The 14,453-nt window shown below is 51.6% G+C and carries 14 protein-coding genes; 7 read left to right on the forward strand and 7 right to left on the reverse strand.

The features are described from left to right. Positions 1-7 precede the first annotated feature (7 nt). The 3 genes from secD to HNR65_RS08390 form a co-directional block, all read right to left on the reverse strand. Entirely contained in the window at positions 8-1,576 is a 1,569-nt protein-coding gene (secD, locus tag HNR65_RS08380; RefSeq protein ID WP_181551047.1) for a protein translocase subunit SecD, read from the reverse strand. Positions 1,577-1,650: 74 nt separating this feature from the next. Then, positions 1,651-1,974, reverse strand: coding sequence for a preprotein translocase subunit YajC (gene yajC / locus HNR65_RS08385; protein WP_181551048.1), 324 nt, complete (start codon positions 1,972-1,974; stop codon positions 1,651-1,653). A gap of 197 nt (positions 1,975-2,171) precedes the next feature. Continuing rightward, positions 2,172-3,632, reverse strand: a complete 1,461-nt coding sequence (locus HNR65_RS08390) for an Rne/Rng family ribonuclease (RefSeq protein ID WP_181551049.1) — start codon at positions 3,630-3,632, stop codon at positions 2,172-2,174. Between the two features lie 284 nt (positions 3,633-3,916). On the opposite strand from HNR65_RS08390, the gene leuS reads away from it, so the two are divergent. Further along, entirely contained in the window at positions 3,917-6,523 is a 2,607-nt protein-coding gene (gene leuS / locus HNR65_RS08395; protein WP_181551050.1) for a leucine--tRNA ligase, read from the forward strand. 70 nt (positions 6,524-6,593) lie between these two features. Then, positions 6,594-7,064, forward strand: coding sequence for an LPS assembly lipoprotein LptE (gene lptE / locus HNR65_RS08400; protein ID WP_232364730.1), 471 nt, complete (start codon positions 6,594-6,596; stop codon positions 7,062-7,064). 96 nt (positions 7,065-7,160) lie between these two features. On the opposite strand, the gene rpsT is transcribed toward lptE, so the two are convergent. From rpsT to HNR65_RS08420, 4 genes are all read right to left on the reverse strand, one after another. Then, a complete protein-coding gene (gene rpsT / locus HNR65_RS08405) occupies positions 7,161-7,421 on the reverse strand; it encodes a 30S ribosomal protein S20 (RefSeq protein WP_181551052.1) in 261 nt (86 codons plus the stop codon). A 170-nt stretch (positions 7,422-7,591) separates the two neighbouring features. Continuing rightward, entirely contained in the window at positions 7,592-8,497 is a 906-nt protein-coding gene (locus tag HNR65_RS08410; protein ID WP_220128329.1) for a HAMP domain-containing protein, read from the reverse strand. 281 nt (positions 8,498-8,778) lie between these two features. Continuing rightward, complete coding sequence (locus HNR65_RS08415; RefSeq protein ID WP_181551053.1) at positions 8,779-9,378, reverse strand: chemotaxis protein; 600 nt, start codon at positions 9,376-9,378, stop codon at positions 8,779-8,781. A 102-nt stretch (positions 9,379-9,480) separates the two neighbouring features. Next, complete coding sequence (locus HNR65_RS08420) at positions 9,481-9,933, reverse strand: DUF8082 domain-containing protein (RefSeq protein WP_181551054.1); 453 nt, start codon at positions 9,931-9,933, stop codon at positions 9,481-9,483. Between the two features lie 770 nt (positions 9,934-10,703). On the opposite strand from HNR65_RS08420, the gene murJ reads away from it, so the two are divergent. The 5 genes from murJ (at position 10,704) to HNR65_RS08445 (ending at position 14,387) form a co-directional block, all read left to right on the forward strand. Beyond that, positions 10,704-12,254, forward strand: a complete 1,551-nt coding sequence (gene murJ / locus HNR65_RS08425) for a murein biosynthesis integral membrane protein MurJ (RefSeq protein WP_181551055.1) — start codon at positions 10,704-10,706, stop codon at positions 12,252-12,254. Continuing rightward, on the forward strand, positions 12,251-12,583 hold the full coding sequence (locus HNR65_RS08430; protein ID WP_181551056.1) for an FtsB family cell division protein: 333 nt from the start codon (positions 12,251-12,253) through the stop codon (positions 12,581-12,583). The genes murJ and HNR65_RS08430 overlap by 4 nt, the downstream gene beginning before the upstream one ends. Further along, complete coding sequence (locus tag HNR65_RS08435; RefSeq protein ID WP_181551057.1) at positions 12,580-12,846, forward strand: hypothetical protein; 267 nt, start codon at positions 12,580-12,582, stop codon at positions 12,844-12,846. Before HNR65_RS08430 ends, HNR65_RS08435 begins: the two co-directional genes overlap by 4 nt. 150 nt (positions 12,847-12,996) lie before the next feature. Next, positions 12,997-13,926 carry a zinc metalloprotease HtpX gene (gene htpX / locus HNR65_RS08440; protein ID WP_220128330.1) on the forward strand — a complete coding sequence of 310 codons (930 nt, stop codon included), beginning with the start codon at positions 12,997-12,999 and terminating at the stop codon, positions 13,924-13,926. After that, positions 13,923-14,387, forward strand: a complete 465-nt coding sequence (locus HNR65_RS08445; RefSeq protein WP_181551058.1) for a PaaI family thioesterase — start codon at positions 13,923-13,925, stop codon at positions 14,385-14,387. The genes htpX and HNR65_RS08445 overlap by 4 nt, the downstream gene beginning before the upstream one ends. The last annotated feature ends 66 nt before the right edge of the window (positions 14,388-14,453 follow it).

Raw genomic sequence — 14,453 nt, forward strand, 5'->3', positions numbered from 1 at the left:
AAGATCCTTATATGCTGAGAGTTTTCATGCGCCGAACGCTGTAGAAATAATCAAATATCAGCCGGCAGGCAAACAGGGCCGTAAACAGGCTGGCCAGCACGCCCAGGCTCAGGGTCACAGCAAACCCCCTGACCGGTCCGGTACCGAACTGATAGAGCACCAAAGCTGCAATCAGGGTGGTGACATTGGCATCCAGCACAGCTACTGCCGCCCGGTCAAAACCGGCTGCCACAGCCGATGCCGGGGTTTTGCCCAGCCGCTGTTCCTCCCGGATGCGCTCGAAAATAATCACGTTGGCATCCACGGCCATGCCGATGGTCAGGATAATGCCGGCAATTCCCGGCAGGGTCAGTGTGGCGCCAAAGGCCGCAAGGCCTGCGGCAATAAACAGGATATTGACCACCAGGGCCGTGTTGGCGATCAGGCCGGCCAATTGATAATAAACCGCCATGAAAAGCAGAACCAGAATACCGCCAACAGCCATTGAGATCAGGCCCATACGAATGGAATCATGGCCCAGAGACGGACCCACTGTGCGCTCCTCGATGATTTCCACGGGTGCGGGAAGGGCGCCGGCGCGCAGGACAATGGCCAGATCATGAGCTTCCTGCATGGAGAAGTTGCCGGTTATGCGGGCGGTTCCGCCGCCTATTTTCTCCTGGATCACCGGGGCGGAATAAACATTATTATCCAGGACAATGGCCAGATGCTTTTTGACATTTTCAGCCGTGATCCGCTCAAAAATCCGCGCCCCCCTGCGGTCAAAATCAATTGTCACGTAAGGCTCGTTATACTGGGAATCAATCTTTACCCGGGCGTCCTCCAGGTATGCTCCGGTCAGCAGGGTGTCTTTTTTCACCAGGTAAGGCCGGCGGCCCTCCTGGGCCGTATCGCCGCTCTGGTAAAGAATTTCACTGCCCGGCGGCACCTGCCCCTCCAGAGCCCGCTGCAGGGAGTTGTCCTCGTCAAGAAGCTTGAATTCCAGCTGGGCGGTTCTGCCGATCAACTCCTTTGCCCTGTCCGTATCCGTAACCCCTGGCAGCTGGATTAAAATCCGGCGTTCACCCTGAACCCGGATATCGGGCTCACTGACACCGAACTGGTCGATGCGGTTACGTATGGTCTCAAGCGCCTGCTCAACAGCCTGGTCCCGGATCTGTCCGGCCCGCTCACCGATGATGGCAATTTTCACTTTCACATCGTTTTGGGTACGGGAACTGGAACGGACAGAGACCTCTTCGAATTCATTTTCAATGAGATCCTCGACTTTTTCCACATCATCGGCGTCCATGAGCCCAATGACTAGGCCGTTGTCCCCGGAAGTCTCCATACGGCTGTGCCGGATGCGCTCTTCGCGCAGCAGGGAGCGAAGCTCCCCCTGGATACGGTCCAGCGTACCGTCCACTGCTTTTTGTGTTTCCACTTCCAGGGCCAGATGCATGCCGCCCTGCAAATCCAGTCCCAGGTTAATCTGTTTGTGCGGCCAGATCCCGGGCTTGAATGTAGGCACCACATACACCACGGCAGCCAAAAGAACGCCCAGTACCACCACCACGCGCCACGTATAGCCTTTCAATACCAATACCCTTTCGTTTCTGTGTCCATCCCTGTTGCTTTTTTTTTCCGATCCTTGGTATTGTTATTCGGAAATTATTCGGACTGGGCGGACTGGCTCAGGGCGGCAATGCTGCCCCGGGTTACCTTGACGCGGACCTTGTCGGCGATCTCAACGGTTGCCGTTGACTCGTCCAGGGAAGTGATGCTGCCGTGGATGCCGCCGCTTGTAATCACACGGTCGCCTTTTTTCAGATTATTGATCATTTCCTGGTGGGCCTTGGCCTTTTTCTGCTGGGGCCGGATGAGCAGGAAATAAAAAATCACAAACATCAGGATGATGGGCAGAAACGCGGCCAACCCGCCTCCCTGGGCAGCGCCCTCGCCTGTCTGGCCCATGGCATGAGCTATTTCAATCAAAATTCAACCTCCTTTTTAAACTGTTTTCTATGTCTGGTGAGCCTGTAAAAAATCTTTTTTACAGGCCGTGTTAAGTTTTAAGTGATTAAGTGTTAAGTAAAATCAAAGAGTTTTTTTATTGTTAGCGATCCTATCAGTTTAGGACTTTTTACGATTCCACCATGTCGGATTTCATGGTTTTTTACCGATTTTTTTGGTTATTCGCACTCGATTCTGCTGTCGCCGGGCAGCATGTTGTTGTCTGTCTCAATGGAGACGGTGATTTTCCGGCGCATCTCCAGATCCAGAATTTCCCGCTTTTTGCGATTGAGCAGGTAAGTGGCCACCTCTGAAGGCAAATATCCCTTGACTGTGGTGACCCCGCTTTTAATTGTCTCCAGGCGCAGACGCCGTAAAAATCCCAGCGCCAGGGATTCCACCGACTGGATCACACCCTTTCCCTGACAATACCGGCAGGTTTCAAAGTTCAGCGACCGGATCGATGGGCGGATACGCTGGCGCGACATTTCCAGAAGGCCGAAGGCCGATATCCGGCCCACCTTGGTGCGCGCCTTGTCGGGCTTGAGTTCGTTTTTCAGGGTCTGCTCCACCCGGGCTTTGTGCTTGCGGTCCCGCATATCAATAAAATCGATGACAATCAACCCCCCGAAGTCCCGCAGGCGCAATTGACGGGCCACCTCTTCAGCGGCCTCAAGGTTGGTCTGCAGGGCTGTGGCTTCAATTGAGGCCTTCTGGGTGGCCTTGCCGGAATTAACGTCAATGGAAACCAGGGCTTCGGTCTGTTCAATCACAATAGAGCCGCCGGACTTGAGCTTGACCCGGTTGTCAAAAATCGAGGCGATCTGCTCTTCGAGCTGGTGTTTGGTAAATATCGGCTTGTCCGCGGAATAGCGCTTGACAACTTTTTTGTGCTGGGGCGAAACAATCTGGATGAACTCTCTGACCTGCTGATAAACCGTGTCATCATCAATGAGGATTTCCTTGACATCCGTGGTAAACGAATCCCTGATGGCCCGGACTGCAACGGTCTGCTCCTTATAGAGAAGCATCGGGGCCTTTTCCTCTACGGCCTTTTGCTGAATGTTTTTCCACAGCCGCATGAGATAGCGCACATCCTTGGAAATAATGGTCTTGTTGCTGCCCTGGCCGGCCGTGCGCACGATAAGGCCGTAATCTTCGGGCAACTCCAGGTTCTCGGTGATATCCTTTAAGCGCTTGCGCTCCTTCTCATCGGTAATCTTGCGCGAAACCCCGCGGTTTTTTGTACCGGGCATCAGCACGGTGTTTCGGCCCGGAAGGGATATATAGGTGGTGAGCATAGCCCCTTTTTCCATGATGGGATCATTGGTCACCTGAACAATGAGCTCCTGGCCACGCTTGACGACGTTTTTCAGGGACTGATTGCCGGAGGGATCGTCATGGAAATAATCCGGATGAATTTCCTGCTTTTGCAAAAAACCGTTTTTTTCCGCCCCGTAGTCCACAAAGACCGCCTGCAGGCTCGGCTCCACCCTGGAGACAACCGCCTTGTAAATGTTTCCCTGGGTAATTTCCCGGGCGCTGGTTTCAATGTGAAACTCTTCCAGCCGGTTGTCCGTAACCGTGGCGATACGGCATTCCTCCGGATCCACGGCGTTAATGAGAATCTTGCTTGTCATATGCGGCTTTTTCCAGAATACTTCTTTGATTTTTTGCATCCAATGCGTCTGCATCAGGCCGATCGTGACGTGAGGTGCATGTGAATGTTGTTGAATTGTTGCAGATTTCCGATTTTTCGTCGGCAACCTATCCACAATAGCCGATTCAGAAGATAAATAGGAAATTGGCGCAGACAAGTCAAACGATTTCTGGCATATTGATGGCCCGGACTTGATATTTCATTTATCCTGTGGCATGAAAGTGGGAATTATCAACAACCACAAAAAAAGGGCAGCAACCGAAAATGGATCAACGATACGACCCGCAAACCATTGAACCCAAATGGCAGCAGGTCTGGGAAAAAACCCGGGCCTTTTGCGCGGATGCCGACGCCTCCCGGGAAAAATATTATCTGCTGGAAATGTTTCCCTACCCCTCGGGGCGGATTCATATCGGACACGTTCGCAACTATACCATCGGCGACGTGGTGGCGCGGTACAAGCGGATGTGCGGCTACAACGTACTGCATCCCATGGGATGGGACGCATTCGGGATGCCCGCGGAAAACGCGGCCATTGCCAATAAAACCCACCCGGCCCAATGGACCTGGGAAAATATCGCAGCCATGCGAAAACAATTAAAACGCCTGGGCTTAAGCTACGACTGGGAAAGGGAGCTGGCCACCTGCGATCCGAAATATTACAAATGGGAGCAGTGGCTGTTTATCCGCATGTATGAAAAGGGCATGGTGTACCGCAAGGAATCGCTTGTCAACTGGTGCGAGACCTGCAGCACCGTGCTGGCCAATGAACAGGTGGAAAACGGCGAGTGCTGGCGATGTGGCCGGCCCGTTAAGCAGAAGAAGCTCTGGGGATGGTTTTTTAAAATCACCGACTATGCCGATGATCTGCTGGAGCACTGCGAAAAACTGCCCGGCTGGCCAGAAAAAGTGCTGACCATGCAGAAAAACTGGATCGGCAAAAGCACAGGCGCACAAATCCGCTTTCCTGTCAGCGGCACACATGAGGTCATCCATGTGTTTACCACCCGGCCGGATACCATCTACGGGGCCACATACATGGTGCTGGCCCCGGAGCACCCCCTGGTCCGGACGCTTTCCCGGGATACCGGGCAGCAGGAGACAGTGGATGCGTTTGTCGATCGCATGGCGGCGGAAAGCCGCACTGACCGGATGCTGGAGACAAAGGAAAAAGAAGGCGTGTTTCTGGGCGCCTGGTGCACCAACCCGGTCACCGGCACGCAAATCCCGGTTTATACCGCCAATTTCGCCCTGATGGAATACGGCACCGGCGCGGTCATGTCCGTGCCCGCCCATGACCAGCGGGATTACGAATTTGCCAAAAAATACGGCATTGACATCATCGTGGTGATCAAACCGGAGGACCTCTCTGTTGAAGAAACCGCAGCAACGCAGGCCTATACCGGCGACGGGGTCATGGTCAATTCCGGCCCCTTTGACGGCATGCACAACCGTAAAGCCTATGAAGACCTGATTGCCTATTTTGAAAAAAACGGCCTGGGCAAACGCAGCATCAGCTACCGCATCCGGGACTGGGGCATTTCCCGTCAGCGGTACTGGGGGGCGCCGGTGCCCATGATCCATTGCGACACCTGCGGCATCGTGCCGGTAAAAGACACGGATCTTCCGGTGGTGCTGCCGGAAAACGTTGATCTGCTCGAAGGCGGCGGCTCACCGCTTTCCTCTCATGAGGCCTTTGTCAATGTCGCCTGTCCGCAATGCGGGGCCGCGGCCAGGCGGGAAACCGATACCATGGATACATTTGTGGAATCGTCGTGGTATTTTGAGCGCTACTGCAGCCCGCACTGCGATACGGCCATGTTTGACAAAAAGGAAGTTGCGTACTGGATGCCCGTGGACCAGTACATCGGCGGCGTTGAACATGCGGTCATGCACCTGCTCTACTCCCGGTATTTTACCCGGGTATTAAAGGACATGGGTCTGGTGGATTTCAAGGAGCCTTTCACCCGGCTGCTCACCCAGGGAATGGTGTGCAAGGAGACCCAGCACTGCCCGGAACACGGTTTTTTATATCCCGAGGAAGCCGGGGCTCGCGGCGAGTCGGTTTTCTGCAAAAAATGCGGCCAGCCCGTGGAAGTGGGACGGGTGGAAAAGATGTCAAAGTCCAAGAAAAACATCATTGATCCCAATGAACTGGTGGCCCGCTACGGTGCCGACACGGTCCGGCTGTTCTGCCTGTTTGCCGCCCCGCCGGAGCGGGACCTGGAATGGAGTGAACAGGGGGTTGAAGGCGGTTTCCGTTTTTTAAACCGCATCTGGCGGCTGGCCTCGGCATGGATGGTCCGATTCAGACAGACCCGGGCTTTCACCAATGCTCCCGATCACCTGGATGAAAACCTCCGGCCCCTTTACATCAAAACCCATCAGACCATCAAAAAGGTCACAGACGACATCGAAGCCCGGTTCCATTTTAACACGGCCATCAGTGCAGTCATGGAACTGGTCAATGCCATGTATCAGGCCGAAACCCGGGACATCTCCCCGGAAACCGCCGATGATCAAACTGCGGCTGTAATGCGAGGGGCCATGGAAACCGCCCTGATGCTGCTGGCTCCGGTGGTCCCCCATTTTACAGAGGAACTCTGGGCCGCCATGGGATATGAGCCCGGCAGCCTGGCAAATCAATCCTGGCCCGCCTGGCGAACAGATGCACTATCCGCAGACACCCGCCTGATCGTAGTACAGGTAAACGGCAAGCTCAGGGGCAAATTTGAAATTGATGCGGATGCAGATGACGAGGCATTAAAGACCCGGGCCCTGGAGGATGAAAACGTGGCGCGCTTTATCGAAGACAGGCCGGTAAAAAAGGTGATCACGGTAAAACACAAGTTGGTGAATATCGTTGTATAATACCCAAAAGCAAACCTGCAGATGCAAATGGCGGCTGTTTTCTGTATTCGCAGTTCTCGCCGCCGTGGCGATGCTTGCCGCCGGCTGCGGGTACCGACTGGCCGGCGGCGGCAGCCTCCCCGGGGATGTGCGGCGGATCGCAGTGGAAACATTTACCAACCGCACCGGTGAAATCGGCATCGAAGCCGTGATTACCAATGACATCCTCTACGAGATCACGCGCACGGACAAAGCCACAATAAGCGACAAAAACAGGGCAGACGCGGTGCTTACCGGGATGATCCGTTCTGCACGCAGCAGCAGCATTTCCCACAGTGCAGCCCATGAAACCTCAGAAGAACGGGTAACCGTGGTGGTGGATGTCAGGCTTGTCAGCACAGGCGGCGAGACCCTGTGGTCTGCAAACGGGATTTCAGCCTCGGAGGAATACGCGGTGGCCAGCGACAACATGGGCACTGAGCAGAATAAAAAATCCGCTGTGGCCAAGCTCTCCGGCCGGCTGGCACAGCGGATTTATTATCGGATGACCGATGATTTTTGATGAGCCTGTAAAACATGTTTTTTACAGGCAGTATTAAATTTTAAGTGATTAAGCGTTAAGTAAAATCAAACGGCGCCAAAATCCGCTTTTAAAAAATCAGGAAGCAGAACGGTTGGCCCTGCGGTTGAGCCGGGAAATTCTGCGGGCGGCGGTTTTTTTGTGAATTACGCCTTTGCGGGCTGCCTTGTCGATGACAGACTGGGCTTTTTGAAGCTCTGAGCTGACATCTCCCTGACCCTTTGCCGCTGTGAGCACATTTTTGACCGAGGTCTTGACCTGAGTTTTGACCATTCGATTGCGCATGCGGCGCATGGTGTTCTGCTTGATTCGCTTCAGCGCGGACTTGTGATTTGCCAATGCTCCAATCTCCTTGTATCTTTTTTATACGTTGGCTTTTGTTTTTTGGTTGCGATTTATTTGAAAATAAAATAGCGTAATTTGTTTTTATACCCCCCAAAAAAACTTGTGTCAAGCCAAAACAGGAACGCAAAAGCACCCCCGGAAAAAAAACCGGCTCTGTTCTAACGTTATTTTCCCTTTTTCCGCTTCAGCGCTATTAATATACTCAACCTCAGTCGATTCAGGGCATCCTGAAGCTCCCCGATTTCATCCTTGCGGGTAACCGGAATTTCACTTTCCAATTCATTTCCTTTTGCAATGTTTCTGGCCACAACCGTCATTTTCCGCAATGGTGCCATGGCTTTGGTAACATAAAGAAATGTAAACAATAAGGATACAACAAGAATAAGGATCATGATCAAGCCCATTGCTTTCACCAGCTGTGTTTGCGCGGCACTGATTGAACTGAGTTCAACCCCTACACGAAACCCGCCCCAATGCTTTCCCTTGACAGTGATGGGGGAAGCAACATCCCATGCGACTTCCCCGGTGTCCCGATGATATATCTGCTGAAATCCCTCTTCTTTATTTTCAGCTGCCTTGATTCCAACCGGGTCGTTGAAGATCCCCTTTGTCCGGTTCCGGACCCGGTCCTTTTCCGGATCACCGGTGATGGACTGCTGATAACGGGTATTGTGGGTTGGTACATATCCATTGCGATCCGCTGCCACCGCGTAAATCAAATTGTCATCCTTAAGGAACTTGTCCTGTATGGAAAGAATGGCCCGGTCCAGGTATGAATCATAGGAAGTATGATATTTTGGCGGATCAAAATTGCCAAATATTTGATAATCCGTGTCAAATGCTTCGTTAACGGAAAAAACGCCGTTGTCGATTGCTTCTTCTATAATTGTGGCGACTGTTTCCGCCCCCAGAACAGACTGAATTTTGGCACGGTATAAAAGTTCATCCTCAAGCCTGCTGGTTTGCTGGCTTACCAAAAAAAAGGTACCTGCGGAAAACACAATGATGATAATTACACTGATGAACAAAGAAATTTTTACACTCATTTTTCCGGTAATAAATGAAAGCATGATCTGATCCTTTGTTTTTGGTTACAATATTAGGTTTAACGGCTTCGTAAAAGGCCGATATCTTCGTTACGCACGATTTTTCAGAATTTCACGTACAGCTAAGTATGCTGCATTCTTCAAAATCGCGCAAGCCTTGATCTTGAACTTTTTACAAAGCCGTCTAAAAACCGACTTTTACGAGTGCATCAGGTTTCACCAATATTAAAAAACGTCACAAAAGGACAACCCATTTGTTTTCTTCAGGCAAATCCATAACCAGTGGATATTAGCGGGCATTGTCGCTATTTCTCATAGCCCACACGAATTCCGCCCCAGTGTTTGCCCCGGATATAAATCGGAACAGACAAATCTGCAATCGTGTTTCCCGTATCCCGTTCGTATTGCTGAAGCAAATACGAATCGGTATTGCGTGCTGCGGCCAGGCCAGTGCGGTCATTGGCAATACGCTTTGTCCGATTATGTTTCAGGTTGTAATCCGGATCATCTGTCAATGCCTTGGAATATTTCGAGTTATGGGTAGGCACATAACCGTTTCGATCCACAGCCACAACATACAAAAACCAGGACTGCTGTCCGAGATACTTATCCAGAATAATACGTATGACCTTATCCATATGACGATCGTATTGAGTATGATATTTTGGCGGATCCGTGTCCGGAACAGGAATATAAAAAGTATCAAACAAATCAGCGAATGATACCACATTTGATTCCACGAGTTTTTCCATCTCCTGTATGACTTCATCCCGACAACTCAGAGCGGCTTGTTTAGCGATAAGGTCTCTTCCTGTCAGGTTATCGTCCTCGGCCATGGCCGGGATGAAGCCTGAAAAGAATATGAAAATCACGATGCCTGAAAACAAAAAAATGTTTTTCTGCAATGTTTTTCTCCTTATGTAACGATGTAGCGCATTGATTGAAAATTTTTCTCAATACAATGAAAATTGGTTGCGCTTTACTTGGTGCATAAAGGTTCCATGCAGTTAAAATCCTTTCATTTTATTATGCATCTTATTTTTAAAGGCTGTTTTTTCCTTATTGCCCGGAATCATTTCAGCCACACGCTCAATAAAATCCCACGCACCTGTTGTTGGAATTCCATTTAGGGAAAAACCCATCTCACTTGCTGCATCTTCGATCAGCGTCTCTCCGAGAGGCCCTAGCAAATCGACCAAATCTGATTTGACATCATTAATAAAAGCCTGATTTAAGCAAGATATATTCGCCTCCGCTTTTTCAACCAGGCGAAGATTATAAAGCCTCGAAAACGCCTGCTTGAAATCCGCAAAGGTCATATCCGCGTCAGTCATCACCTGCCGTAGTGTTTTTCGCCCATCCAATGCCGCAAGAAGCCTGAGCATGTCCCTGTCAAGAGTGATCTCATTGCTTGTATCCGCTCTGGTTCTTTTGAAATGAAAATCAAGCAAATTGGCCATTTCCTCCCCCCTTCTATGGTGGAAAAAATTATTTTCCACATGGCTGTTTACAGCAGCTACTACCCGCCAATGACACGCTGCACAAACCCATACCCTTGCCGGCCATGAATAAAATTCTCACCGCGGACTTATCCGAAAGTTTCTTCCCGAAATGCATTTATTCCGGCTTGGCAGGTGTTTAAAAACTTCGCAAAGTTCACTTTCCGTAAAGGTGAAAAGGTGAAAAAATAAAAAAATGCCTTTTCGATGACAACAAGCGAAAAAAGAAAAATTCGGGCAGCACGGAATATTACTCAAAATACCAAGAACTTTTTCCAAAGAAAGCCAATATATTCCATCCCCATTCATGCTGAAAATTATAAATTATTGCAACTTTTTACAGATATTGTGGGCCTGAACTCCGGCTTCAGTTAGAAGAAAAAGGCTAAATATTACGATGCCAATAATTCGGCTCAATAAGGTTAACTCTTTGAATTATTTTCAATAAACTTGTTATTTATATGAACGCAAAAAACATGTCAAGAAAATAAAACCTTATCTCAGTTATTCATACAACTATCATTAACTTTACATTCTTTTATTTAAATAAACAGTGTTTTTTATTTATCTGCATTCTACAATGTCACTTAAAAAAGCTATATTTTGCAGCAGTGAACGCTGATGCGCCCGTAAAAAGTCTGCCTCTCAAACAAATACAAAAGCCCGCGCAATCAAAGCATTGCCTTTTATCATTTGATCTTGCCCTACGGGTATTGTAAAAGTCCTGCATTATGGATGAGAAACAAAAAGTAACCCGGGCTGCCGGCGTAATCGGTCTGGCCACCCTACTGAGCCGGATTCTGGGCTTTATCCGGGATATGATCATTGCCTGGTTTTTCGGGGCAGGCAGGCTTTCAGACGCCTTTTTCGTGGCCTTCCGGATTCCCAACCTGCTGCGGCGCCTGTTTGCCGAAGGCACCCTGAGCATGGCATTTGTGCCGGTCTTTACCCGATACCTGACCGACTCCGGCCGGGCCGAAGCCTTTGCACTTGCCAGATCGGCCATACGCCTGCTGGCGGCAATCCTTGTGCTGGTCACCATTGCGGGCATTCTCACGGCCCCCTGGATTGTCAAGGGGGTGGCTCCAGGTTTTTCCGGCGACAAGTTTGAGCTGACAGTCACCCTCACACGGATCATGTTTCCCTACATTGTCTGTATCTGCCTTGTGGCCCTGTGCATGGGGATTTTAAACGCGCTTGGCCATTTTGCGGCCCCGGCCCTGGCACCGGTTTTTTTAAACCTTGCCATGATCGGCGCAGTGCTGTTTATTGCCCCCCTCATGCAGGAGCCTGTCATGGGACTGGCCATCGGCGTGTTAATCGGCGGAGGTCTCCAGCTGGCACTCCAGCTCCCGTTTCTGCTGCAAAAAGGAATCCGGGTCTGGGAAAAAGCCCCGCTACTCCATCCGGGTCTGGCCCGGGTCGCCAGACTCATGGGACCTGCTGTTTTCGGCGCAGCGGTTTACCAGGTCAACATTCTCATCGGCACCCTTCTGGCCTCCCTGCTGGCCGAAGGCAGCGTTTCTTACCTGTACTATGCCGACCGCGTGGTGCAGTTTCCCCTTGGTATATTCGCCATTTCCATGTCCGTGGCCCTGCTGCCGAGTCTTTCGCGCCAGGCGGCAGCAGAAGACTTCACCGCCCTGGCCGACACTTTTGCCTATGCCATGAACATGGTTTTTTTTATTACCATTCCGGCCATGGTGGGCCTGATTGTTTTGCGCGAACCCATTGTGGGGCTGCTTTTTCACCGGGGGGCATTTGAGATTGAAAGTCTGCAGGCCACAGGGTTTGCACTGTTTCATTACAGCGTCGGACTGTGGGCTTTTTCCGCAGTGCGTATTGTTGTCTCCACCTTTTACGCCCTCCAGGACACCAAAACGCCGGTTAAGATGGCCACCTATTCCATTATCGCCAACATCGGCCTGGGCGTGATCCTCATGGGTCCCCTATCCCACGGCGGACTGGCGCTGGCCACATCCCTTGCCTCCATGATCAATTTTGTACTGCTCACCGGCGTGCTCCATTACCGCCTGGGGGGGCTGCACTGGAAAAAGATCATTGTTTCCACAGGCAAAACTGTGATAATTGCCAGTGCAATGGGTGTTGTCCTGCTGGGATGGTTGGCTTTTCTGCCCCTGGATGCCGCAGGTCCCGCGCAAGTTCTGTTTGTGGAGCTGGCAGCGGCAATTTTCGCCGGTGTTCTGGTCTACGGCGCCTGCGCATGGCTGCTGCACCGCAGCGCTCTTTATGCTTTGATTTCCATGGTGAAACGCAGTTGAAATCCGTATCCGAGAACTCCGGTCTTGTGCGTTGGGGGCTCTGGGCCACCGCCCTTTTGCTCGGCGTTTACCTGCTGGCCATCATCTTTGGCGATCACGGCCTGACGGGCATGAAAGCCATGCGAAAGGAGCTGAAGCAAATCCGGCAGGAAAACGCCCGGCTTGAAAAAGAAAACATGGACCTGTACCGCACCATCAACCGGCTGAAAAACGATCCGGCCTATATCGAGCAGGTGGCAAGGGAGGAACTCAACATGGTCCGGCCCGATGAAATCGTGTTCCGTTTTGACGACGCTGCCGGTAAAAACCAACAAAAACAGAATCAATGAAAAATCACCCCTTATACGCAAGCCAGACCCTGGCCCGTTTATATGCGGCACAGGGACACACCCGACAGGCCGAAATCATCTTCGCCCACCTCCGGGAAACCGCAAAGCCAGGAGAAACCCGAATAGCAGACCTCATGACGAACTCCGGAAGGCCTGCGGCCGATAAAACCACTGTCTCTGAACTCGCCGTCCGCATGGCCCGGTGGCTTGACCTGGTGACCAGATACCGGTTTTACAAAAAAAACCGCAATCCGAAAATTTAAATCCTTCCTGGTTTTATCCTTGATTTGCGCAAAACCGGTTTTATATTTGTGGTAATCAGCTACTGAAAATAGACAAATCCGCAATAAACAGTAAATCAGGAAATCTCTGGTTGATCCGGAGAATTCACATATTAGAAGGAGAACAACCCCATGATCGGCAATCATTTCCGCACTGCATTGCTGCTGACGGTTTTAACGCTGATAATCATGTTCATCGGGCAGATGGTCGGGGGCACAGGCGGCATGCTCATCGCACTGATATTTGCCGGTGGTATGAATTTTTTTTCCTACTGGCATTCCGATAAAATCGTATTAAAAATGTACAAAGCCCGTGAAGCCGATTCCCAAAGCGCGCCCGAGCTTTACGGAATTGTCGGAGAACTGGCCCAAAAGGCCGGGTTGCCCATGCCGCGGGTCTACATTATTCCTCAACAGGCGCCAAACGCCTTTGCAACTGGCCGAAATCCCGATCATGCCGTGGTCGCTGTCACCGAAGGGCTCCTGCGCTACATGAACAACCGGGAAATCGCGGGCGTGATTGCCCATGAACTGGGGCATGTAAAAAACCGTGACATCCTCATCGGATCCATTGCCGCCACCATGGCCGGAGCCATCATGATGATCGCCAATTTCGCAAGATTTGCGGCCATCTTCGGGGGGATTTCCAGAGACGAAGGGGAAGGCGGCGGCTTTTTCGGCCTGATTGCCATGTCCATTATCGCCCCGGTGGCCGCCATGCTGGTTCAGATGGCCATATCCCGTTCCCGGGAATATATGGCTGACGCCACCTCCGCCGATATCACCCGGGACCCGGACGGGCTTGCCTCGGCTCTTGAAAAGCTTGGTTCATACGGCAAAAAAATTCCCATGGAGGCCGAACCCGCCACAGCGCACATGTTTATCGCCAATCCGCTTGGCGGACGGCGCGGATTGACCCATTTGTTTTCCACGCATCCCCCCATTGAGCAGCGTATTGCCCGGCTGCGGGGCCAAAACCCGTCGCCGGAAAACCTTTCCCGGCCCCGGTCCCCGAGCGCCGAGGGGCAGGCAAAACAATTGTGGGACCGTTTGAGCGGATGAGCAGTGCATCGCAAAACAACCAGAACTCTGACCCACCCCCTCTTGACCCCGAAATCCGGGATGCCATTTACAGGGCCGTGGCCAGTGAACCGCTGGCCTGTGAGTTGAACATGAAGCTTTTGGAACTGGAAAGGGGTTGTTCATGCGTGGAAATGCGCTATGACCCGGAAACCATGGCCAATATTTACAACCGTGCCCACGGGGGCGCTATTTTTTCCCTGATTGACGAAGCCTTTGAAACCGCCAGCCAGACAGGAGGCAAAATTGCCGTTGCCTTAAACGTCAATGTCACTTACGTGCAGAGCCCGGCCGAACCCATGCGCCTTTTGGCCCGGGCCAGTGAAACCAGCCGGACCCGGAAAACCGCCAGTTACGATATCCGGGTGACGGATGAAAACCAGCAGCTGATTGCCACCTGCCAGGCTCTGGCCTATTGCACCGGCAAACCGCTGCCGTTTTAAACTATTGCAAGAAGGTTTGGAAGCCGCTGCGGAAAAAGCCGCAGGCAAACACCTGTACATATCAAC

The organism is Desulfosalsimonas propionicica (assembly GCF_013761005.1).
In the GTDB taxonomy this organism is placed as follows: domain Bacteria; phylum Desulfobacterota; class Desulfobacteria; order Desulfobacterales; family Desulfosalsimonadaceae; genus Desulfosalsimonas; species Desulfosalsimonas propionicica.